The sequence below is a fragment of the Sulfuritalea sp. genome (assembly GCF_017302275.1).
Lineage (GTDB): Bacteria > Pseudomonadota > Gammaproteobacteria > Burkholderiales > Rhodocyclaceae > Sulfuritalea.
The window spans coordinates 54743-75093 of sequence record NZ_JAFLDR010000020.1 but is presented as its reverse complement, the minus strand read 5'-3'; the positions used below and the strand labels follow the sequence as shown (position 1 = coordinate 75093).

General features: G+C 62.7%; 25 protein-coding genes. 8 read left to right on the top strand and 17 right to left on the bottom strand.

Annotation, left to right across the window (positions count from 1 at the left end):
- The coding region (locus J0M27_RS12575) for a hypothetical protein (RefSeq protein ID WP_294992034.1) at positions 1-1007 on the top strand (1007 nt) is incomplete at its 5' end.
- Between the two features lie 80 nt (positions 1008-1087).
- Entirely contained in the window at positions 1088-2077 is a 990-nt protein-coding gene (locus J0M27_RS12570; RefSeq protein ID WP_294992031.1) for a helix-turn-helix transcriptional regulator, read from the top strand.
- Between the two features lie 101 nt (positions 2078-2178).
- On the opposite strand, the gene J0M27_RS12565 is transcribed toward J0M27_RS12570, so the two are convergent.
- Both J0M27_RS12565 and J0M27_RS12560 read right to left on the bottom strand, forming a co-directional pair.
- Positions 2179-2568 (bottom strand): hypothetical protein, encoded by a 390-nt coding sequence (locus J0M27_RS12565; RefSeq protein ID WP_294992029.1) that lies wholly within the window; start codon positions 2566-2568, stop codon positions 2179-2181.
- On the bottom strand, positions 2568-2747 hold the full coding sequence (locus J0M27_RS12560; RefSeq protein WP_365962711.1) for a hypothetical protein: 180 nt from the start codon (positions 2745-2747) through the stop codon (positions 2568-2570). Before J0M27_RS12560 ends, J0M27_RS12565 begins: the two co-directional genes overlap by 1 nt.
- 259 nt (positions 2748-3006) lie before the next feature.
- On the opposite strand from J0M27_RS12560, the gene J0M27_RS12555 reads away from it, so the two are divergent.
- Positions 3007-3324, top strand: a complete 318-nt coding sequence (locus tag J0M27_RS12555; RefSeq protein ID WP_294992027.1) for a hypothetical protein — start codon at positions 3007-3009, stop codon at positions 3322-3324.
- Positions 3325-3336: 12 nt separating this feature from the next.
- Here the strand turns inward: J0M27_RS12555 and J0M27_RS12550 are convergent, their stop codons facing one another.
- Together J0M27_RS12550 and J0M27_RS12545 are read right to left on the bottom strand one after the other, a co-directional pair.
- The gene (locus J0M27_RS12550; protein WP_294992024.1) at positions 3337-3543 is read right to left on the bottom strand and encodes a cation transporter; all 207 of its coding nucleotides are present in this window, start codon (positions 3541-3543) and stop codon (positions 3337-3339) included.
- A 2-nt stretch (positions 3544-3545) separates the two neighbouring features.
- The gene (locus tag J0M27_RS12545; RefSeq protein WP_294992022.1) at positions 3546-5969 is read right to left on the bottom strand and encodes a heavy metal translocating P-type ATPase; all 2424 of its coding nucleotides are present in this window, start codon (positions 5967-5969) and stop codon (positions 3546-3548) included.
- A gap of 49 nt (positions 5970-6018) precedes the next feature.
- Here J0M27_RS12545 and J0M27_RS12540 point away from each other — a divergent pair, with 49 nt between their 5' ends.
- The gene (locus tag J0M27_RS12540; protein WP_294992019.1) at positions 6019-6426 is read left to right on the top strand and encodes a MerR family transcriptional regulator; all 408 of its coding nucleotides are present in this window, start codon (positions 6019-6021) and stop codon (positions 6424-6426) included.
- A 19-nt stretch (positions 6427-6445) separates the two neighbouring features.
- On the opposite strand, the gene J0M27_RS12535 is transcribed toward J0M27_RS12540, so the two are convergent.
- Both J0M27_RS12535 and hemN read right to left on the bottom strand, forming a co-directional pair.
- Positions 6446-7162 (bottom strand): sulfite exporter TauE/SafE family protein, encoded by a 717-nt coding sequence (locus J0M27_RS12535; protein ID WP_294992044.1) that lies wholly within the window; start codon positions 7160-7162, stop codon positions 6446-6448.
- 46 nt (positions 7163-7208) lie between these two features.
- Positions 7209-8597, bottom strand: a complete 1389-nt coding sequence (gene hemN / locus J0M27_RS12530) for an oxygen-independent coproporphyrinogen III oxidase (protein WP_294992017.1) — start codon at positions 8595-8597, stop codon at positions 7209-7211.
- Positions 8598-8725: 128 nt separating this feature from the next.
- Here hemN and fnr point away from each other — a divergent pair, with 128 nt between their 5' ends.
- On the top strand, positions 8726-9484 hold the full coding sequence (fnr, locus tag J0M27_RS12525) for a fumarate/nitrate reduction transcriptional regulator Fnr (RefSeq protein WP_294992014.1): 759 nt from the start codon (positions 8726-8728) through the stop codon (positions 9482-9484).
- On the opposite strand, the gene J0M27_RS12520 is transcribed toward fnr, so the two are convergent.
- Together J0M27_RS12520 and J0M27_RS12515 are read right to left on the bottom strand one after the other, a co-directional pair.
- On the bottom strand, positions 9481-9867 hold the full coding sequence (locus J0M27_RS12520) for a SirB2 family protein (RefSeq protein WP_294992011.1): 387 nt from the start codon (positions 9865-9867) through the stop codon (positions 9481-9483). The genes fnr and J0M27_RS12520 overlap by 4 nt on opposite strands.
- Before the next feature lie 3 nt (positions 9868-9870).
- Positions 9871-11103, bottom strand: coding sequence for an NnrS family protein (locus tag J0M27_RS12515; protein WP_294992008.1), 1233 nt, complete (start codon positions 11101-11103; stop codon positions 9871-9873).
- A gap of 14 nt (positions 11104-11117) precedes the next feature.
- Here J0M27_RS12515 and J0M27_RS12510 point away from each other — a divergent pair, with 14 nt between their 5' ends.
- Positions 11118-11810, top strand: a complete 693-nt coding sequence (locus tag J0M27_RS12510) for a Crp/Fnr family transcriptional regulator (RefSeq protein ID WP_294992005.1) — start codon at positions 11118-11120, stop codon at positions 11808-11810.
- Here J0M27_RS12510 and J0M27_RS12505 read toward each other — a convergent pair.
- From J0M27_RS12505 to J0M27_RS12485, 5 genes are all read right to left on the bottom strand, one after another.
- Positions 11773-13068: a hypothetical protein gene (locus J0M27_RS12505; protein ID WP_294992001.1), complete on the bottom strand. Its 1296-nt coding sequence runs from the start codon at positions 13066-13068 to the stop codon at positions 11773-11775. The two genes, J0M27_RS12510 and J0M27_RS12505, sit on opposite strands and share 38 nt — an antisense overlap.
- Before the next feature lie 14 nt (positions 13069-13082).
- Positions 13083-13304: a DUF2249 domain-containing protein gene (locus tag J0M27_RS12500; protein WP_294991999.1), complete on the bottom strand. Its 222-nt coding sequence runs from the start codon at positions 13302-13304 to the stop codon at positions 13083-13085.
- Entirely contained in the window at positions 13301-13738 is a 438-nt protein-coding gene (locus J0M27_RS12495; RefSeq protein WP_294991997.1) for a hemerythrin domain-containing protein, read from the bottom strand. The genes J0M27_RS12500 and J0M27_RS12495 overlap by 4 nt, the downstream gene beginning before the upstream one ends.
- A gap of 84 nt (positions 13739-13822) precedes the next feature.
- Positions 13823-14563 (bottom strand): MBL fold metallo-hydrolase, encoded by a 741-nt coding sequence (locus tag J0M27_RS12490; RefSeq protein ID WP_294991994.1) that lies wholly within the window; start codon positions 14561-14563, stop codon positions 13823-13825.
- Positions 14564-14848: 285 nt separating this feature from the next.
- Positions 14849-16582 (bottom strand): alpha/beta fold hydrolase, encoded by a 1734-nt coding sequence (locus J0M27_RS12485; protein WP_294991992.1) that lies wholly within the window; start codon positions 16580-16582, stop codon positions 14849-14851.
- Positions 16583-16742: 160 nt separating this feature from the next.
- Between J0M27_RS12485 and J0M27_RS12480 the strand changes: the two genes are divergently transcribed.
- Positions 16743-17186 carry a universal stress protein gene (locus tag J0M27_RS12480; RefSeq protein ID WP_294991989.1) on the top strand — a complete coding sequence of 148 codons (444 nt, stop codon included), beginning with the start codon at positions 16743-16745 and terminating at the stop codon, positions 17184-17186.
- Positions 17187-17240: 54 nt separating this feature from the next.
- Positions 17241-17825 carry a hemerythrin domain-containing protein gene (locus J0M27_RS12475; RefSeq protein WP_294991985.1) on the top strand — a complete coding sequence of 195 codons (585 nt, stop codon included), beginning with the start codon at positions 17241-17243 and terminating at the stop codon, positions 17823-17825.
- Between the two features lie 26 nt (positions 17826-17851).
- On the opposite strand, the gene J0M27_RS12470 is transcribed toward J0M27_RS12475, so the two are convergent.
- From J0M27_RS12470 to ccoG, 4 genes are read right to left on the bottom strand one after another with little or no spacing between them, the layout of a single operon-like run.
- Entirely contained in the window at positions 17852-18121 is a 270-nt protein-coding gene (locus tag J0M27_RS12470) for a hypothetical protein (protein WP_294991982.1), read from the bottom strand.
- Positions 18122-18152: 31 nt separating this feature from the next.
- A complete protein-coding gene (locus J0M27_RS12465; RefSeq protein WP_294991979.1) occupies positions 18153-18293 on the bottom strand; it encodes a DUF3149 domain-containing protein in 141 nt (46 codons plus the stop codon).
- A gap of 24 nt (positions 18294-18317) precedes the next feature.
- Entirely contained in the window at positions 18318-18848 is a 531-nt protein-coding gene (locus J0M27_RS12460) for a FixH family protein (RefSeq protein WP_294991976.1), read from the bottom strand.
- Between the two features lie 11 nt (positions 18849-18859).
- The gene (ccoG, locus tag J0M27_RS12455) at positions 18860-20332 is read right to left on the bottom strand and encodes a cytochrome c oxidase accessory protein CcoG (protein WP_365962702.1); all 1473 of its coding nucleotides are present in this window, start codon (positions 20330-20332) and stop codon (positions 18860-18862) included.
- Positions 20333-20351: the final 19 nt, after the last annotated feature.

Sequence of the window (20351 nt, the reverse complement as noted above, 5' to 3'; positions counted from 1 at the left end):
GCCGCGGCGCGCGCGTCACGGGCACCGGCGCGCTCAAACTGAACGTCGCCACCGGCGCGCCGGTCTGCCGCCCGGATGAATCGGTGCCGAACCGCGCCGCGGCACCGCGCGGCAGCGCTGCCAGCGCCGCCGCCTTCGACGCCAGCCGCATCCGCCTGAGCGGTGGGGAAATCCAGGGTGATCCGGGCAAGCCGACGATCAATACGAGCGGCCCCGATTCGCCCGGCGGCAAGGGCAAGGGCTTCGGCCCGGATTTCGCCAACCGCTTTTCGACAATGGAGGAAGCCGCGCGCGGCAAAGGACTGGCGGGTGCCGGACGTTTGCAGGGCCAGCAGAATCTGGTCGGCGGCCGCCATGCCGATACCTTCGGCGGCGGGCGGGTCAATCCTGACGGCGACATCACACTGGGCGGTGATCTTGGTGGCGGAATCGTCACCGGTCGCGGCGAGCAGGCATCCATGTTCGATTCACAGGGGAATCCAGTCGGAGGACAGCCAGCACAAGGAACGGGAACGCCGTCGGTATCGGTGCCAGTGAGCAGTGGCGACAACGCTGGCGTCATCACGGGAACAGCGAGCGGCACCACCATGAGCGGCAGGGGAGGCACGACGTTCGACACTGTAGTGACGGGTGGGCCATCGAAATTGCCCGAGATCAAGCCCGCCGCCGACGGCGGGTTGGGGAGGGGTCGTCCAACAAAACTAACAGAACCAATCAATCGTCCGGTAGAAGACCCACAAGGCGGCGGCAGCGGCGTCCCGCTCTACGTGCGCAGTGGCCAGTTCGGCAACGAGATCCGTGGCGTTGAACGCGCGATCGGGGCCAAAGTCGGCGCCGCGGGCGGTGCCGGCGACGGTCGCACCGACCAGCAGGCGGCGGGCAGCGGCGGCGGCATGATGGCCCAGCGCAACGAACAGCTTGGCGTGGTCAAGGACACCAGCGCGGGCCGCATCAACTGGGACGCCGCGCTGCAAATCAACGAAGTGGTGAACCCGGGGCGTCAGTAAGGTTTTCTGGCGGGTGAGGGCTCTGGCAGGTGGCCTGCCCATCCTGTAGCATGGCGTCCCGTTCTTGTCGAGAGCGCACCATGCCCAGCCGATCCTTTTCCTGCCCCGCGGAGCTCGCCGGTCTTTACCGCCAGGCGCGCACCTTGCCCGGCGCGGATTTTGCGGCCGCCGCATTTGCCTGGCTGAGCTCCCGGCTGCCCTTCGATGCCGGCACGCTGGTGACGTCCTTCGTCGACCGGCCGGCATATGTCGATGCGCATTTCCAGGGCATTGCCGATCCGGCCGCGACGCTTGAAAGCTGGAGCCGGGTGCAGCACCTCGACTCGCTCAGCCCGTTGCTGCTGGCCAACCCGTTGCGCGCGCAACGGCAGGACATCGACGATCCACGCATTGCCGGCGAACGCCATGCGCCCTTGCGCGAACACCTGGCGCGCTTCCGCTTCATCTATTCGATATGCATCGCCGTGCCAGTCGATGACGGGCGCGGCATGACGGTGCTGATCCTGGTCCGCGACGAGAACGGCTCTCGCTTCGCCGCCGACGAACTGCAACTGCTGGAGCAACTCGCGCCGCATTTGGCCGAGGCCTCGGCGATCAATCGCGGCATGGCGCTGTTGCGCAGCCCGCAGTTGGGCATCGACCAAATACCCCTGGCCCTGGCCGATGCCAGCGGCGCCATGGTGCAGACGACGTCGGCCTTTGTCCGCCTGTTCTGGAACGGCCAGGCACCGCAAACCACGCAACTGGACGCCGAATGCCTGGATGCGATCAGGCGCGGGGGACGCTGGCCCTTGCCGGACGGCATTCACGTCCTGCGCGCGGAACGCGAGGCCGCGGGCTGGCTGCTGCGCGTCCAGCCCGGTAGCCGCCTCGATTGCCTGAGCGCACGCGAGCGCGCCATCGCCGGCCTTTTTGCCGACGGCGCCAGCCACAAGCAGATTGCGCAGCAACTGCGACTCGCGCCGGCTACCGTACGCAACCACCTGCAGAAGATCTACGCCAAGCTCGGGGTCAAGCACCGGGTAGAACTGATCGCGGCAATCGCTGCCGGAATGCCCGCATCGGGCTGAAACTGCGCAAGCGGCAGGCAGCGGCCAAAGTCGCCAGCCGACGAGATCATCGGCCGCGCGCAGTCGTTCGGAAACCATCTTCGAAGTATTGCGATAAACCTTTAGCCCGGATATTTCACCCGCCCGATGATGATCGCCGTCCCGCCAGCGCCGACTTTTCCATTCAGCCGCGCGGCAGGTAGAGGCTGACGACAAGCCCGCCACCGAAACAGTTGCCTGCCGCGACCGTTCCCCGATGCGGCTGCATGTCGCTTCTCGCAATGGCCAGGCCGAGGCCGCAGGTCGACGCCCAGCGCTTCGGCTTCGACGCCCACGTCTTCGGCGATTCCGCCGACCGGTTCGCCGAGGTCGAGGCTTTCCATCCGGCCATCATCGACGCCGGCATCGAACCGGGTCGGCCGCAAGGCCCATATCGCGACACCGACACCCAGCGAGGTGACGACATGCGCCGGCCGGAAAGCCAGGAAAACCTTCCAGAACAGCCGGCCCATCACCCCGCCACCAGTTGCTGGCCCTTGCGGATCACCGTCTGGATGATGGAACGCCCGTCCGCCAGCGTGGCCGACGGGCCCAGCTTGTGTCCGATGCTGCTGACATGGACATCGATGCTGCGATCGAAGCGCGGGAACGGCCGGCCCAGGGCCTGTTCGGAAAGATCGGCCTTGCTCACCGGCTGCCCCCCCGCGCCAGCATTTCGGGCAGGCTGAATTCCGTGCAGGTGAGCGGCAGCGGCCGCACCACAAGCAAGGCAAAGTGGTCCACGACGCGAAGGCAAAGTTCGCGCATGACTTCGTCGCCGCCTGGAAAAAGGTGATGAACCTGGATCGCTTCGACTGAAGTAAGGCAAGGCAGGCCACCTTGGCACCATCCAGCGGTAAACTGGGCACCCGTACCGTTTACCGCTGGCGCTTCATCGCCAGGAAACCGCCGTGACACCTTCGAAACAGGAACTTCAGGACAAAGCGAAACACTTCGCCAACACGGTATTCGTGGTCGGCGCGGGCGTGATCATGTTTTCTGCGTCGTGGCTGCAGCCCTACACGATGAAGTGGTTGGGGGGCGCAACGGGCGAACAGTTTCCGTTCATCGCGGGCACGCTGCTGATCGTCATGCTGGCCATGAAACGGCCGGCGTTCGCGCTGTTCGCGCTGGAACGGCAGTGCCGGAAATACGGCCACGCCATGCGTGAAGGTTCGCCGACTTGCGAGCGTTGCTTCAAGAAAGTCGGCGAAGGCGGGGATTCCTGAAGCGCGTATCCGCTACGCGGCGTCGAAACCGGCGTCCTCGATCACGGCCTTGAGCCGGTCGCGCGTCACCTTCCCGGCGTCATACTCGACCACCGCCTGCTTCAGCTCCAGCGAGACCTCCGCCTTGGCCACGCCCTCGAGCGCGGTGAGCACGCCGGTCACGCTTTTCACGCAGCCGCCGCAGGACATGCCGTCTACCCTGATCGTCGTCGTTTCCATGTTCAATCCTTGTTGGGTTGCCAGCGGCGCAGCAGCAGCGAGTTGCTGACCACCGACACCGAGCTTGCCGCCATCGCCGCGCCGGCGATCACCGGGTTCAACATGCCCAGCGCCGCGAGCGGTATGCCGAGCACGTTGTAGATGAAGGCGAAGAAGAGATTCTGCCGGATTTTCGACAGCGTCGCGCGCGACAGCGAGATGGCGTCGGCCACGCTGCCAAGGTCGTCGCGCATCAGCGTCACGTCCGCCGCCTGCATGGCCACGTCGGAGCCCGCGGCCATGGCGAAGCTGACGTCGGCCGCCGCCAGCGCCGGTGCATCGTTGATGCCGTCGCCGGCCATGCCGACCAGACGGCCGCCGGACTTGAGCCGATTGACGGCCTCGGCCTTGCCCGCCGGCAGTACCTCGGCTTCAAAGCGTGATATTCCGGCCTGCTGCGCAATGGCCTTTGCGGTGCCGGCGTTGTCGCCGGTGATCATCACCACGTCGACACCAAGCCGGCCGAGGCGAGCAACGGCGGCAGGCGACGTGGCACGCAGCGGATCGGCGATGCCGATGAAGCCGAGCAAGGCATCGTCGGCCACCACCGCGACCACGCTGCGACCCGCCTGCGCCAGTTCGTCCGCCTGCGGCGCCGAATGGCCATGCTCCTTCAGCCAGGTCACCGAGCCCAGTTGCACGCGCCGGCTGTCGACCTCGCCGGCAAGGCCGCGACCGGCTGTTGTCACGACGTTCTGCGGCGTTGCCAGCGCAAGCCCGTCCGCCTTGGCGCGCGCCACGATGGCCGCTGCGAGCGGATGGGTCGAGCCCTGTTCGAGGCTGGCCGCAAGTTGCAGCAACGCCGTGTCGCCAGCGCCGACTGTTTCGACTTCGGTCACCACGGGGCGTCCCTCGGTCAGCGTGCCTGTCTTGTCCACCACCAGCACCTTCAGCTTCTCGGCCATTTCCAGCGCCACGGCGTTGCGGATCAGCACACCGGCCTTTGCGCCCTGCCCGGTGCCGACCATGATCGCCGTCGGCGTCGCCAGGCCCAGCGCGCAGGGGCAGGCGATCACCAGCACCGCCACGGCATTCACCAGCGCCTGGGTGAAATCACCGGCCAGCGCCCACCAGGCGACGAAAGTCAGCAACGCAATGGCCACCACCACCGGCACGAAGATCGCCGCCACCTTGTCGGCCAGGCGCTGCACCGGCGCCTTCGAGCCTTGCGCCTCTTCCACCAGGCGAATGATGCCGGCCAGCAAGGTGTGGCTGCCGACACCGGTGGCACGGCAGCGCAGCAGGCCGTCGCCGTTGATCGTGGCGGCAAAGACCCGGTCGCCGATAGCCTTCGATACCGGCAGGCTCTCGCCGGTCAGCATGGCTTCATTGGCAGACGACGTTCCTTCGATCACTTCGCCGTCGACCGGCATTGCTTCACCGGAACGGACCACGAAAACGTCGCCGGGAATCAGCGTCGCCACCGGCACGTCGACCAGTTGCACGGCTTCGCCGGCCTTGCGCTCGACGCGCGCGGTCTGCGGCTGCAGTTTCGCCAGCGCCTCGATGGCCGACGAGGTCTTGGCCTTGGCCCGGGCCTCGAGGATCTTGCCCAGCAGCACCAGCGTGATCACCGTCGCCGAGGCCTCGAAATAGACATGGTGGTGATGCAGGTCGGCCACGGTGACGACGACGCTGTAGGCCCAGGCCATGGTCGTGCCGAGCGCGACGAGCACGTCCATGTTGCCGGCGCCGCCGCGGATCGCGTTGAAGCCGCCGACGTAAAAGCGCCAGCCGATCCAGAACTGCACCGGCGTCGCCAGCAGCAGTTGCAGCCAGCGCGGCAGCACATCGTCGTGCGCCGCAGCACTTCCATTCGCGCCAAACATGAAGGCCATCTGCGCCACCAGCGGAAGGGTCAGCGCGGCGGATATCCAGAAGCGGCGCAGCTCGTCGCGATACACCGCGAGCTTGCGCGCCTTCTCCTCGGCCCGTGTGTCGTTGCTCGATACCGTGGCGGTAAATCCCGTCTTGACCACGGTCGCCACCAATTGCTCCGGGCTGGCCTGGCCAGGCACGTAGCGGATATGTGCCCGCTCGGCAGCGAGATTGACCACCGCCTCGACGCCTTCGAGCTTGTTGAGTTGCTTCTCGATGCGGGTGGCGCAGGCGGCGCAGGTCATGCCGCCGATGGCGATGTCCAGCGTCGCCGGCGGCACCTCGAAGCCGGTCTTGCGGATGGTCTCGACGAGTCTGGTGGCGGTGACGTCGGCGCCGGAGTAGCGAATGCTGGCGCGCTCGGTGGCGAAGTTGACCGCCGCCTCGACCCCAGGCAGCTTGTTGAGCTGCTTCTCGATGCGCGCCGCGCAGGCGGCGCAGGTCATGCCTGCCAGTGGCAGATCGATGGACTGCGCGGACCTCGATTCAGGATTGGCGACGTTGTTCATTGCGGAGAAGTTTAAACTCCGTACCTTGGTACAGAGTCAAGGGGTGGCCATGAAAAAACTTTCGGACCCGACGTTTACCATCGGCACGCTGGCGAAACAGGCCGGCGTCGGCGTGGAAACAGTTCGCTACTACCAGCGTCGCGGCCTGCTGGCGGAACCCGCCGCAGGCGGTGGCTACCGCCGCTACGACGCCGCCCACCTGGAGCGCCTGAATTTCATCAAGCGCGCCCAGGGCGTGGGCTTCACGCTCGAGGAAATCGCCGAGCTGATGACGCTCAACGACACCCGCGACCACCGCCTGGCGCGCAGCCTCGCCGCCGACAAGATCCGCAACATCGAGGCACGCATCGAGCAACTGAACAAGGTGGCCGGCGCCTTGCGCCAACTCGTGCATCGCTGCGAGTGCGGTGGCCAAGACATGCCCTGCCCGATCATCCGCATGGCGCTGACGCCCTGATCCCCGCCACCCCCGCCGCTCAAGCGTGGCTGGCCACACCCTGCCAAAGTTTGCCACCCAGCGTCGCTGCATTGAGCAATCCATAGACGCCGAAGCCGAGCACCAGCAGTCCCGAGCCGATGCGCAAAGCGCGCCCCTGCACGATATTGCGAAAGCGCGCCAGCAGCAGGCCGGCCAGCATCAGGTTGGGCAGGGTCCCAAGGCCGAAAGCGAGCAGGGTCGCAGCGCCGCGCAGCGCACTGCCGGTAAGCAGGGCCATCGCAAGCACGCTGTAGACCAGGCCGCAGGGCAACCAGCCCCAGAGCAGACCGAGCGGAAAGGCCTGCGCCGGGCCGCGCACCGGCAGGAAGCGCCCGGTCAAAGGCTGCACGCGGCGCCACAGCCACTCTCCGCCGCGCTCGGCGAAGGCCAGCGCGCCGGTGATCCCGGTCAGGTACACGCCGAGTGCGACCATCATCAGGTTGGCCGCCACATACAGCGCCATCTGCACCGGCAGCGCGTTGTTGAGCAGGAGCCCGAGGCTGCCCAGGGCGCCCATCAGCGCGCCGGCCGTGGCATAGCTGCTGATACGGCCGAGGTTGTAGGCGAGGTGCAGCAGCCACGCCGGACCGCCGGCACCCGGTTTGTTCGGCACCTGAAGCGTGAGCGCGGAAACAATGCCGCCGCACATCCCGGCGCAATGCACGCCGCCGAGCAGGCCGACAAGGAACACGGCGAGGAATCCGCTGTCCGGCATCACGTGGCAACCGAAAGTCGGCGCTGGCGGTACGGCGCCGGGGAGCTCAGATGACCTTTGAGTAGCGTACCCGCTCGCGGTCGGTACGCAGGTAGCGGTCGAAGGCCATGGCGATGCCGCGCACCAGCAGACGACCGCGCGGCAACACGCTGATCCATTGGTCGTCGATGGTAAGCAGGCCGCCCTTTTCCATGTCGCGCAGGTCGGCAAGCTCGGACGCGAAGTAGGACTTGAAATCGATCAGGTGGGCGATCTCGATCGATTCGATGGACACCTCGAAATGGCACATCAGAGCCTGGATGATGCTGCGCCGGAGCAGGTCGTCGGCGTTGAGTTCGATGCCGCGGAAGATCGGTAGCGTACCCTGGTCGAGGCTGTCGTAATACTCGTCGAGCGTGCGCACGTTCTGGCAATAACTGGGCCCGACCTTGCCGATGGCGGAAACGCCGAAGGCCATCAGGTCGGCCTCGGCATGGGTCGAGTAGCCTTGGAAATTGCGGTGCAGGCGCCCCTGGCGCTGGGCCACGGCGAGTTCGTCGTTGGGCTTGGCGAAGTGGTCCATGCCGATGAAGACGTAGCCGGCTTCCGTCAGGCGGCGGATCGCGAGTTGCAGTATCTGCAGCCGCGCATCCGGGCTCGGCAGGTCGGCTTCGTTGATGCGCCGTTGCGGCTTGGCCAGGCTTGGCAGGTGGGCGTAGTTGTAGATCGAGAGGCGGTCGGGATCGAGCTTGATGACCTCGTCCAGGGTATGGTTGAAGCTGATCACGTTCTGCTTGGGCAGGCCGTAGATCAGGTCGACGGAAATTCCCTTGAAACCGAACTCGCGCGCCGAATCAATGACCAGCTTGGTTTCCTCCAGGCTTTGTACCCGGTTCACCGCGACCTGCACTTCCGGCGAGAAGTCCTGCACGCCGACGCTCATGCGGTTGAAACCGAGTTCGCCGAGCAACTTCACGGTGTCGCGGTCAACCTTGCGCGGATCGACCTCGATCGAGTACTCGCCGCCTGGCAGCAGGCGAAAATGCTTGCGGATGATGTCCATCAGCCGGCGCATTTCGTCGTCGCTGAGGAAGGTTGGCGTACCACCGCCGAAGTGCAGCTGGACCACGTCGCGACTGCCATCCAGCCCGGCTTCCTGCATCGCGATTTCCTTGCCCAAATACTTGATGTACTTGGCGGAACGGCCGTGATCCTTGGTGATGATCTTGTTGCAGGCGCAGTAATAGCAGATGGTATTGCAGAAGGGGATGTGCACGTATAATGACAAGGGCCGACCTATGCCGCCCACTGTCCTCTTGCCGAGCCAGCGCATGTAATCGTCGGCGCCGAACGCCTCGACGAAACGGTCAGCGGTAGGATAGGAGGTATAGCGTGGCCCGTTGACGTCGAAGCGCCGGATGACCTCGGGGTCGAAGATGAGTTCCTGATAATCCATGGGCCGAATAGTACGGGTTTGCGGCAAAACGCGGCGCGGTTTACCGCAGGGTCGTAAGATGCCGCAGTTGCGAATTGGTTGCATTGACAAATATCAAAGGGATACCCCGAACAGGGTAGCGAACCAGCGTGCATGCAAACGTCAAGCAGAACGTAGTTCCGCTCATCACGCCCGGCCTCAAGGTCGCATGCTCCCAATGCAACTTGCGGGAGTTGTGCCTGCCTTTCGGCCTGTCGGACAACGACATGTCGCGGCTCGACCACCTTATCGGCGGCGGCCGCAAACTCAAGCGCGGCCAGCATCTGTATCGCGCGGGTGACCGGTTCGAGTCGATCTTCGCCGTCCGCGCCGGCTTCTTCAAGACGGATGTGCTGACCGAGGACGGTCGCGACCAGGTCACCGGCTTCCAGATGGCCGGCGAGATCCTGGGCATGGACGGCATCAGCACCGAAGCGCATACCTGCAATGCCGTGGCACTGGAGGACAGCGAAGTCTGCCTGATCCCGTTCGTCGAACTGGAAATGCTTTCCAGCGAAATTCACTCCCTGCAGCACCACCTGCACAAGGTCATGAGCCGCGAGATCGTGCGCGACCACGGCGTGATGATGCTGCTCGGCACCATGCGCGCCGAGGAACGCCTGGCCGCTTTCCTGCTCAACTTGTCGCAACGCTTCAGCGCCCGCGGCTATTCCCCGGCGGAATTCCACCTGCGCATGACGCGCGAGGAAATCGGTTCCTATCTGGGACTCAAGCTGGAAACCGTCAGCCGCGCCTTTTCGCGCTTCCAGGAAGAAGGCCTGATCTCGGTGCAGCAGAAGCATGTCCGGATCGTCGACATTCCCGGACTCAAGGCGCTGCTCGCGCCGCCTGACGGCCGTATCGGCTAGATCATCCCGAAAACGCCGAGCGGCTGGCGCGTCAAAGCCACCGACACGATCCAGCCGAACACCGCCATCGACGCCAGCCAGCAGGCGATGCGCAAACGCCGGGTGCTCGCTTCGCGCAACGCCAGCGCACCGAGGATGATGTAGGCGATGATCCCGAATACCTTTGCCGTGACCCAGTCGACGACGAAGGGATATTGATCAGACATCGCGGCCAGCGTCAACGCCGCGATCAGCAGCACGGTGTCGTTGATATGGGGTAGCACCCGGACCCAGCGCGCGGCGAGCAGCGGCGAATCCCGCATCATCAGGATCCCGCGCAGGAAGAATCCGGCCAGGCTCAGGACCACGCTGACCACATGCACGTATTTGACGGCGAGGTACATGAGCTATCCGGGCTTGCCGTCCAGTCGTGCCCGCCAGAATGCCGGCGCGAAGCGCCACGCCCACAGCGCGAAAGCGCCCAGCCAAAGCACGGACGACAACCACATTGCGAAGTACCCGCCGGGCAGGGCCGGCAACTCGCTCGCGACCCGCAATAGCGCCGCCACCTGCATCATGCAGAACGCCAACCACATGGCGGCATCGACGGCGACCGGCCGACCGGAATGGCCCATCGTCACCCGCGATGCCATGCCGATCAGCATCGAAGAAAAAAAGCCCAGCGTCAGTGCATGGAGCGGCGCCTGCCCGAGCAAGCCCGGCATCGCGCGCCAGGAAATGCTTTGCAGTGCGAACAGCGCAAATGCCGGCGCAACCCACAGGAATGCCACGTGCAGGACGGCGAGCATCCGGTTGTCGATCGCGCTACGAGCCCACCATAGCCAACTCAGGCGGCCTGCCGCGAACATTGCCGGGAGGTCCGCAAGCCACAGCAGTTGAGGCAATTCCAAAGTCGTCAGAAGGCCGTGACCGAAGCTGGCACCGAGCAGGATGCGCAAGGCCCAGGCGGGGCGATGCACCACATAGCCACGCAGCGCAGAACTGGTGAAGAAGGGCAACATTCGATGGGCGACCGTCACGAACACCGGCAACAGGAACCCCCATACTCCCAAGGCAATTCCCGCTCGCGCCCAAGTCGCGCCGGCTCCCGCCGCGAATACCAGGAAGGCCCCCAGGCCCAGCGCACCAAGCCAGGCGGCGACAGCGATGCAGGCAATGTGCTCGCGCTGCTCGGCGCGGCGAGTTGCAAGGCGGGTCAGCGTCAACGCCACCAAGATCCAGCCCGCCAGGGCTGCCGCGAGGCCGGGCATTAGCAGAATGGGCAGCAACAGCGACACCCAGACCAGCAGCCAGCCGCCGGCAAGCAGCAGAAAGGCAGGAACGAAGTCACGCCGCGGCAAGTCGCCCGCGCCTTGCCAGCGCGGCCCGGCGGTGAGAATGAAGCCGAAGATGAAAAAAGGGAACACGCCAGAGGCAATCAGAATCCCGTGCAACACGGACGGTGGAAACCGTGACAACAGCGGCCACGCCGGCGGCGACCAGAGTCCGGCATAATGCCCCCCTGTCTGCAAGGACCAGAAGGCCATCGCCAGCAACGCCTGCACCGTTCCGCCAAGGAACATCACCCGGTGCGGTGCGGCAAAGAAGACTGGCAGGCGATTCATGCCGCTACCGACCAACCGAGAGCATCGCAATGCCCGAAACCCGACTCGACATTCCGCAGATTCTTTTCCGCCTGCCCCTGTTTCAGGAACTGGTACCGGAGCAGATCGCCGCGCTCGAACCGGCGTGTCGCGAGCGGCGACTTGCCAAGAGCGAGATGCTGTTCCAGAAGGGCGACCTTCCCAAGGGTTTCTACGTCGTGGTTTTCGGCCAGATCAAACTGGCCTTTCCGTCCTCGCAGGGAAACGAAAAGGTCATGCAGATCGTCGGCCCGCGCCAGAGTTTCGGCGAGGCGATCATGTTCCTCAATCGACCCTGCCCGGTATTTGCCGAGGGATTGGTCGACAGCCTGTTGCTTCATATCGGTAGCGGACCGGTGTTCGCCTTGCTCGAATCCGACCCGCTGTTCGCCCGCCGCATGCTGGCCGGCCTTTCGATGCGCCTGCATTCTCTGGTTCAGGACGTCGAGACCTATTCCCTGCGCTCCTCGGCACAACGCGTGGTTGGTTACCTGTTGCAACAATGCCCCCAGGAAGGCGCCTGCGAAGGCTCGTTCGACATCTCGCTGCCGACCTCGAAGCAGGTAATCGCCTCGCGCCTCAACCTGACCCCGGAAACGCTGTCGCGCATCTTTCACGATCTCGCGGTCAATGGCCTGATAGGCGTCAGCGGCAAACAGATCACCATCAAGGATGCAAGGCGACTGCGCGAATTTGATCTGTGAACATCCGGTAGCGTCTGGCCGCACCTATCAGATTCCAGGCCAGCCAGGCACAGGAAACTGCGAAGGCGAAGCCGGCCAGGCGCGCCAGAGTCGGTAGCCAGACCGCCGCGAGCAGCAGCAGCAATGCCAGCACATGCAGGCGCAATTGGCCTGTCATGTCGTCCGCCGGAATCATTTTCTTCATGTTCGGCACGGCCGAGATCGGTGCGCCCAACCGCTGCAGATGAAGCCAGTTGAGGAAGGGCGTGATCTTGTACATCATTCCGGCGGTGGCGGAAACGAAAACGCCGACGAAGACCAGCACGCCCAGCCAGACGATGGCACGCGGATCGTCACCGAACGGCGGATACAGGCGAACGGCCGCACCGGATACCGCGAAACCCAGCAACGACACCATTGCCACCCGGAAGTAAAGCGAGGTCGCATCGTCGACCTTTCTGCGCCGGGTGTATTGCAGCCACAGGGTCATCACGGCGTAGGCCGAAAACAGCAGCAACAGGGGCAGTGCGATCGGCGTCGTCCATCGATCATCGTCGAGCAAGAGCCGTGACGACCACGCGCACAGCAGCAGCAGCAGCAGTGGTCCGAAACCACGAGCGAACCAAAGTGGATAGGGACGCGTCAGCTGAAACATCGGCACCACGTGGTAGGACACTCCCGCCAGCAGCATCAGCGCCCATCCGCCGAGCGCCCATGCCAGATGGACGTTGGTCAAGTCGATGAGCGGCAGGTTGAGGCCGCGCGCCAGCGCGTCCGCCAGCAGCGAACCAAGCAGGACCGTGATCGCCAGTCCGCCGATCGCCATGCGCATCGACCACAGGGTCATTCCGGTTGCCGGGGTGCGCCAAAGTGCCAGCGCAACGGCCGCGACAAGGCCGCCTGCGCCGAGCAGGAACACGGGCACGGCCGCTGACAGCAGCGCCGGATTGCTGAACAGCAGCCCGGCCACCAGCAGCAGCGCCGCCAGCACCAGCAGGGGATGAATGACGTTGGCGACCAGCCGCGGACGCCAGACGTTGCCGCCCACCGCGACGGGAATGAACTGGAACAGTGCGCCGCTCATGGCCTGCAACATGAACCCGGCCCCGGCCAGATGCGTCAGCGCCAGGACTTCCGGAGTCCAGCGTGAGCCCAGCCCATCGCCGCCCGACCATGCGAGGAGCAGGCCGGCCAGCATGCCGAACCAAGGTGCCGTGAGGAAGAACCGGTACGGCACCGAAATCGGCGGCGCCTGATCGAAAGAAAGATTGGGATGCATCCCGCCCTGCCCGATCAGCCTGGCTGCTTGCGAATCCGAATCTCGCGCGTTCCCTCAGGCAGCAGATTCTCGGTCCATTCGTATCCGTTGTTCCTCAGGATATTGAACAGGGGATACGGCTGGCAATACAACAACAACAGGACTTCGTCACCATCAGGCAGCAGTTCCAGTACCTCCAAGGTGCGTTCCATCGGTTCCGGCGGCTGCATTTCGCGCCCGTCGATTACCGTTGTCATGATGCCTTCAGGCGCTGCGCCAGGTTGTCGCCAAGGTCGGAAGCGCCCAGCGCGTTGTCGCACATCGGATAGAGAATGTTCTCTTCCTTCATGTTGTGCTGCTGCATGAGGATGAGCAGGGTTTCGGCGGCTCCACTGAAGGCGTCGCCATCCCGTTCGGCAAGACCGCTACTCATCTGTCCGAGCAGGTCACGCATCTGGCGATGTTCGCCACGCATGACTTCGGTCGGACCCGAGGTCATGCCGGTAGCTGCCTCGAAGGCCGGAAAAAGAAGCTCCTCTTCGCTTGAAAAATGGGCCTCGAGCTGGGATTGCAGGAGCGCGAACAGCTTGCCGCCGGCTTCCCAATCACCGTTGCCGCAGGCGCTTTCCGCGTCGGCAAATATATCGTCGCAGTGCTTATGGTGCTGAAACAGCGGAGTGGTTATCGACATGAGGGCGTATCCAAAGTGACGGTTGGCCGATTCTGGATGGGCAATCGGCCCCCAGCATTGATGGCGGTCAAGTCCGGCACCGGCTCATGCTCTCAATAACCCGATTTCCAGTTGGGAGAACCAGTCGATAAAGCGCCCCACATCGGCGCCGCGGTAAATCGCGCCATGTTGTGGACAGAGCATGTCGATGTCCATTTCAGAAACTCGGGCGCACCAATCCAGCTTCGCCTTCTCGGACCCCATCCACCGCCGATGAAAAGCTTCGGCATGCCGCACATGCCAGTCGAAATCCTCGACGAACACGCCGTCCTCTTCCGGCGGCAGCAGGGCCGCACCAATATCTCCAGAAAAAAGAATCCGGGCCTTGGGGTCGTACAAATGAAAATTTCCCGGCGAATGGAGGTAATGGGCGGGAATCGCCTGCAACTGGATCGAACCGACACCGATACCCATGCCAACGTCGGGAATCGGAACCAGGCTCTGCGCCTGTCCGGCGAAATGCGGCACGAAAGTCTGCCACAACCAGCTCAGGTAGCACTTGATCGCCGGATTGTGCTGTATCCATTGGGACAGGGACGAGCAGACATCGGGATCCTGGTGCGATGCAAATATCTTGCCGATCCGCGCCGGATCGATGCAGGTACTTACCGCGGCGAAGATTGCCGGAAAAACTTCACTGCCGCCTGGATCGAGGAGGATTGCATCGCCGGCACTGGTCACCAGATATTCATTCGTATCGACAAGGCAATCCGCGCGGTTTGCATCTCGAACCAGGGCAAGCCACCTATGGTCTCCGTCTTGATAGATAACCTGCGCGGTTTTCATCTGAATCGCTCCTTCCGTTATCCATCATCGGACTACCTGGCGAGCAACGAAGTCCATAACCGCCATTCCGACTGCGGCCATTCGATTGAATCGCGGTCGAACGAAACCACCGCCAAGCCTGGCTTCCGCCCGAAACGAGCTTACCAGCATGGCGGCATGGGAAACAAGAGGCGATTGGCCAGTCCCTTCCACATGGCATCGCCACGACTGGATGGCGCGGCCCGGTGTCGGGCGGCGGGATCGGGACAGCACTCGACTAGCCATCCTCTCGCCCCGCGGCGACCGTCAGTATTCCAGCACGTAGGTACCCGGTGCGTCAGCCAACGCAGGGTAATTGCGATCCGAGACGGCGGGCGCCGGGACCATCGCGCCCGACTGCGGCTTGATCCACTCCATCCAGTCTTCCCACCAACTGCCATGCCGCAACTCCGCGCGTTCGCGCCAGTCGTCCGGAGTATCGTGGCGCTCGGCGCTTCCGACATGGAAATCACGCTTCGGTGGATTTACGACCGGATTGACGATTCCGAGTATATGTCCGGACGTCGACAAAACGTAGCGCCGCGATCCGGCGACAAAGTTGTTGATGCGAAAGGTCTGGCGCCATGGCGCGATGTGGTCATCCTCGGCGGAGACGGCGTACAACGGCTGCGAGATACTTCCAAGGTCGATATCCTCGCCCGCCAGGTTGAGCGCATCCTTTTTGATCAGCAGGTTTTCCAGATAGAAGTTGCGCAGATACCAGCTGTGCATTTTCGCCGGCATGCGAGTGGCGTCCATGTTCCAAAAGAGCACGTCGAACGGCGGCGGCGCCTCGCCGAACAGGTAGCCACGAACCACGTAATGCCAGACGAGGCTGTTGGACCGCAGCAGACGGAAGGCGGAGGCCATTTCCTTGCCGTCAAGATAGCCCTTCTCGGCCATCGACTTCTCCAGCCATTTGATGCTGTTTTCATCGAGAAACACTTCAATGTCGCCCGGCTTGTGGTAATCCACCAGCGTCGTCAGCAGCGTGACGGATGCCACAGGCACATCCTTTTTGGAATAGCGGGCATTGGCCCAGGCCATCCAGGCCGACAGCGCCGCGCCACCGATGCAGTACCCCACCGCATGCACCTTGTCCGAACCCGACAGCCCCTGGGCGGTTTCTACGAGCTTGCCTATGCCATCGATCAGGTAGTCATCGAACGATACTTCGCGCATGTCGGCGCCTGGATTTTTCCAACTGGTGATGTAGACGTCCAAGCCCTGGTCGACCAGAAACTTGACCATGCTCTTCTTCGCGTTCAAGTCGAGGATGTAGAACTTGTTGATCCAGGGTGTCACTATGACGATCGGGGTCCTATAGACCTTTTCCCGGCTAGGTACATAGTGGATCACCTCCAGCAGGCGATTGCGAAACACCACCTTGCCCGGCGTCGTCGCCAGATCCCTGCCGACAACGAAGTCCGTCGGGCGTGCCATCTGGACGTCGCCGGCCTGAAAGTCGGTCAGGAGGTTGTTGAACCCCTTCAACAGGCTCTCGCCGCGCGTCTCCATGGCCCTTTGCATGGCCTCGGGATTGCTCAGCAGGAAATTGGTCGGCGCCACGGCGTTGAGCCATTTGCGCCACCAGAATGCAGCCCGACGTCTATCTCGGCTCGAAAGTCCCGGCGTATCGTAGAGCATGTCCTGGACTTGGTGGGTGAGCATCAAATACCACTCCTTGACGATGTCCCAGCTGGCCGATTCGCTCCAGACAGGCGAGGCGAAGCGTGTGTCGTCAGGATTCGGCGATACGACATCCTTGCTCGGCATGCCCAGCGCGCGATGCCATGAATGTACCTGCAAGTCCCACATCTTTGCCGAAAAACCGGTCAGCGTCTCGGACATCTCCTGAGGATGACTCAGCCAAGCCAACTGGGCATGCAGCAATGGCGTCGCCATGCCGATCGGATCCACCTTGGCCTCGACGGCCTGATTCACCGCCCGCCATGCCGCCTGCGGCGTCGCGGGTACCTTGGTCTGTTTGGTCGCGCTCATGATTTTTTCTCCACTTCCCGACGGCTGCGCTATCCTGCCGCACTACCGCTAATATTGTGCCCCATGCTCCTCGGGTATAGTTCGGGCGGCTATTGATCTTGATCAACGCTGACGCTTATTAGTGGGCTAGCCTAGATTTACCAACACAAGGATCCATCCTATGTTCAAGCACATACTCGTTCCGACTGACGGATCGCAATTGTCCGGTGACACCGTGAAGCGCGCCATTGCATTCGCAAAGGAAACGTCAGCGCGGATAACTTTCTTTTTTGCAAAACCCGACTACCCGGTGGCCTTCTACGGTGAGGGTGCGCTCATTGACCCCACGACGCCGGACAAGTTTGCGGAAATGGCCGAACAACAAGCCAGGGAAATACTGGCTGCGCACGAGGCATCGGCCAAGGCGGCCGGTGTTTCCAGCGCAAGTCTGACTTCGATCAGCGACATTCCTTACGAAGCCATCATTGCAGGGGCTGAGCAAGTCGGCGCCGACCTGATCTTCATGGCTTCGCACGGCCGACGCGGAATCAGCGGCCTTTTGCTCGGATCCGAAACGCAGAAGGTGCTCACGCATTCAAAGATTCCCGTACTGGTTTATCGGTGACCGACTGAACCGGCCTTCGGCTGGTTTCGGCACTAGGACGGCAAACGGGAAGATATGCTGAACGGCGCCCTGAGCATCATTCAGGAGGAGCACCGTTCGCTGGCTGCGGTAGTAACCGGGTTGCGCTACCTCGTGCACCAGAGCCGCGTGGATTGTCGCAATCCCGACTTCGCGGTGCTGCGCGCAATAGTCACCTATCTGAATGAGTTTCCGGAAAAACTACACCACCCCAAGGAGAACTCCTACCTGTTCGCGCGACTGCGCGAACGGACACATGAAGCCGATTCCGTGATTGAACTACTGAAGCTAGATCACGCGGAAGGCGGCCAGAAGGTGCGCGATCTGGAACGGGCACTGGACCGTTTCCAAGCTGGAGCGGCGGAGGGAATGGCGGAATTCTCCGCAGCCGCCGAGGCATTCGCCGAAGCAATGTTCGCCCACATGGCCATCGAAGAACAAGAGCTATTTCCGCTTGCCTGCATACATCTGAGGGCGGAAGACTGGGTCGAGATCGCCGCCGCTTTCGGGGAAAACGGCGATCCTCGCTTTGATGCGGCGGCAGACCTTGAATGCCGCGATCTCTTTTCCCGGATACTCAAGCTGGCGCCGACACCGCGCGGGGGATCACCCGGAGTCTGAATCACTCCCGTCCTGCGGGGCCAGTGCTATCCCGGCTTATTGCCATCTGGCGACGTGCTGCCAACCCCCTTGTTCAACTCGGCGGCACCTAACTGCAAAAAAACCGTCAACAGGCTGGACGCGGCGCAAACCATCCAGAATCCGAAAAAACCGATCGAGTAGGTGGCGATCTTGGAGAAGTGCGCGGGTTCGCCGAACAGATAAAGTTCCTGCGGGTTGATCACCGTAAAGAAAATGCCCTCGGCAACTCCGGCAACGATAAACGACGGCCACAGCACCCACAGGATCTTTTGCATTGCGTGTCTCCCCTATCCGGCGTCACCCAAGCTACTTGGCGTTTCTCGCGTCTTCTTCGGACTTCCTCTTGATATAGACGACGAAGTAGATGCCCATGACGATCACAAAGCCGATAGTGAACAGACTGAGAAGACCAATGTCGCTACCGACCAGAAGTTTCCAGGCTTCCATGACGCTATCTCCTATCCAAAAAAATCAGTTCCGGATATCCGCCGGCGCGGGGATCGGGCCGGCGTTGCCGATGATGGTTTCCCCGTTGGCCGGAAGGATGACATTGCCCATCAACCGCCAGGTTCTGCCCTCATCCTCCACCAACACCAGCCAATGCCCAGCGGCAGGCAGGCGAACCTCGCCGGAATACGTATCGCCATTGCGCAACAAGACGCGGGACTGGTCGAGACCGGCACGGGTTGGATGCGAAATCGTCAGAAACAGCGTTGACGGCATGGTGAACCCCGGGTCGGCGGCTTGCAGCCGTACCGAAAAGGTTTCCATCGAAATCCGCACACCGGCACCCAAGCCACTTTTCACGGCACGTTCGCTCTGGGCGATGGTCTGGTTGGCTGCCAGGCCCTTGCGGTAATAGTCATCCGTTACGAGGCCATCGTTGCTACTGACTGCAAGCCAGGCGGTGTAGATGCCGGCAACTATCACGATGAACGGTCCGGCGGCCAGGATCCAGGGCCAGGGTTCGCGATACCAGGGACGCGCGGCGAGCGAGTTCATTTTTCCATGCTTCATGGCAGCAGAAAACTTGCCTTCTCGTGCACGGCTACCTTTTCGTCGGCCAGCGATTTCACGTCGAAGAAAATCTGATTCGAACCTTTCTTCCCGGCATCCGGAGGCACCCTCACCTGGATCGAAAAGCTGCGCGCGCCAGCGGCTGGCACCTCAAGGATGCGCTCACCGACCATATCGATGTCCGGCAACCCGGAAACACTTACAGCATACCTGTGGGCCGTCTCGGATATATTGATGACGTGCAGGCGATACACGTTCTCAATCAGCCCGCCCTCAACCTCCCGGGCCAACGTCGCACGGTCGCGGATCACATCGACCCGCAGGGTGGGCTTGGTCGCAATGCCCCAGACAAAGGCGACGCAGATCGCGGCAAGGACTACGGTGTAGATGATCACCCGGGGCCTCGCCACATGACCGACGATTTCCTTCCAGCCCCAATGCGATTCGATGGCATGCTCGGTCGAGTACCGAATCAGGCCTTTCGGATAGCTCATCTTTTCCATGACCTGATCGCACGCGTCGATGCACGCAGCACAGCCGATGCATTCGTACTGGAGTCCTTTGCGGATGTCGATGCCGGTCGGGCAGACTTGCACACAAATGCCGCAATCGACGCAGTCGCCCTTGGCAATCGCTTTCGGGTCTATACCCTTTTTCCGCGCGCCGCGCGGCTCGCCGCGCTCGGTGTCGTAGGTGATGGTCAGCGTGTCGGGATCGAACATGACGCCCTGGAACCGTGCGTACGGGCACATGTGCTTGCAGACCTGTTCGCGCATGTGCCCGGCGAACAGATAGGTAAACGCGCCGTAGAAGATCATCCAGAAGGTTTCCCAGGGACCCAGGGAGAAACTCCACACGGATCCCCACAAGGTCTGGACCGGGGTGAAATAGCCGACGAAGGTAAACCCGGTCCAAATTGACAACAGGCCCCAGGCGCCGTACTTGAAGCTGCGCAGCAAGAACTTGCGCGCACTCATGGGCGCGGCATCGAGTTTGATGCGGGCATTGCGCTCACCCTCGATCTTCTGTTCGATCCAGGTGAAGATTTCGGTATAGACCGTTTGCGGACAGGCATAGCCGCACCACAAGCGTCCGCCGACCGCGGTGAACAGGAACAGGGAATAGGCGGAGATGATCAACAGGACAGCTAGAAAAATCACGTCCTGCGGCCAGAAGACCAATCCGAAGATGTAGAACTTGCGTTCCACCAGATCGAACAGCACTGCCTGCCGCCCATTCCACGGTAGCCAGCACATGCCGTAGAAGATCAGTTGGGTAATCCAGACCAGCGCCCAGCGCCAAGTGGCGAAGATCCCGCTGACCGCACGTGGATGAACCTTCTGATGAACCTCGTAGAGGCTCTCTTCGACAAAGCTCGGTTTGGTCTCCTGCGCTTGGGTGGGGGTAGCTGAAGACATGATTATCGTATTACTATATTCTGATAGACCTTCGTAAAAAGTCCCCGGCACGCATGCCGGGGACGGTCTT

What these genes read in the sequence shown, in the direction of transcription:
- J0M27_RS12570 (WP_294992031.1), top strand. Translation starts at nt 1,088, where the DNA reads ATGCCCAGCCGATCCTTTTCCTGCCCCGCGGAGCTCGCCGGTCTTTAC.
- J0M27_RS12505 (WP_294992001.1), bottom strand. Translation starts at nt 13,068, where the DNA reads ATGCATCCCAATCTTTCTTTCGATCAGGCGCCGCCGATTTCGGTGCCG.
- J0M27_RS12550 (WP_294992024.1), bottom strand. Translation starts at nt 3,543, where the DNA reads ATGGAAACGACGACGATCAGGGTAGACGGCATGTCCTGCGGCGGCTGC.
- J0M27_RS12475 (WP_294991985.1), top strand. Translation starts at nt 17,241, where the DNA reads ATGCTGAACGGCGCCCTGAGCATCATTCAGGAGGAGCACCGTTCGCTG.
- J0M27_RS12495 (WP_294991997.1), bottom strand. Translation starts at nt 13,738, where the DNA reads ATGTCGATAACCACTCCGCTGTTTCAGCACCATAAGCACTGCGACGAT.
- J0M27_RS12470 (WP_294991982.1), bottom strand. Translation starts at nt 18,121, where the DNA reads ATGCAAAAGATCCTGTGGGTGCTGTGGCCGTCGTTTATCGTTGCCGGA.
- J0M27_RS12545 (WP_294992022.1), bottom strand. Translation starts at nt 5,969, where the DNA reads ATGAACAACGTCGCCAATCCTGAATCGAGGTCCGCGCAGTCCATCGAT.
- J0M27_RS12535 (WP_294992044.1), bottom strand. Translation starts at nt 7,162, where the DNA reads ATGCCGGACAGCGGATTCCTCGCCGTGTTCCTTGTCGGCCTGCTCGGC.
- J0M27_RS12460 (WP_294991976.1), bottom strand. Translation starts at nt 18,848, where the DNA reads ATGAACTCGCTCGCCGCGCGTCCCTGGTATCGCGAACCCTGGCCCTGG.
- J0M27_RS12510 (WP_294992005.1), top strand. Translation starts at nt 11,118, where the DNA reads ATGCCCGAAACCCGACTCGACATTCCGCAGATTCTTTTCCGCCTGCCC.
- J0M27_RS12480 (WP_294991989.1), top strand. Translation starts at nt 16,743, where the DNA reads ATGTTCAAGCACATACTCGTTCCGACTGACGGATCGCAATTGTCCGGT.
- J0M27_RS12485 (WP_294991992.1), bottom strand. Translation starts at nt 16,582, where the DNA reads ATGAGCGCGACCAAACAGACCAAGGTACCCGCGACGCCGCAGGCGGCA.
- J0M27_RS12520 (WP_294992011.1), bottom strand. Translation starts at nt 9,867, where the DNA reads ATGTACCTCGCCGTCAAATACGTGCATGTGGTCAGCGTGGTCCTGAGC.
- J0M27_RS12465 (WP_294991979.1), bottom strand. Translation starts at nt 18,293, where the DNA reads ATGGAAGCCTGGAAACTTCTGGTCGGTAGCGACATTGGTCTTCTCAGT.
- hemN (WP_294992017.1), bottom strand. Translation starts at nt 8,597, where the DNA reads ATGGATTATCAGGAACTCATCTTCGACCCCGAGGTCATCCGGCGCTTC.
- J0M27_RS12500 (WP_294991999.1), bottom strand. Translation starts at nt 13,304, where the DNA reads ATGACAACGGTAATCGACGGGCGCGAAATGCAGCCGCCGGAACCGATG.
- J0M27_RS12565 (WP_294992029.1), bottom strand. Translation starts at nt 2,568, where the DNA reads ATGGGCCGGCTGTTCTGGAAGGTTTTCCTGGCTTTCCGGCCGGCGCAT.
- J0M27_RS12490 (WP_294991994.1), bottom strand. Translation starts at nt 14,563, where the DNA reads ATGAAAACCGCGCAGGTTATCTATCAAGACGGAGACCATAGGTGGCTT.
- J0M27_RS12540 (WP_294992019.1), top strand. Translation starts at nt 6,019, where the DNA reads ATGAAAAAACTTTCGGACCCGACGTTTACCATCGGCACGCTGGCGAAA.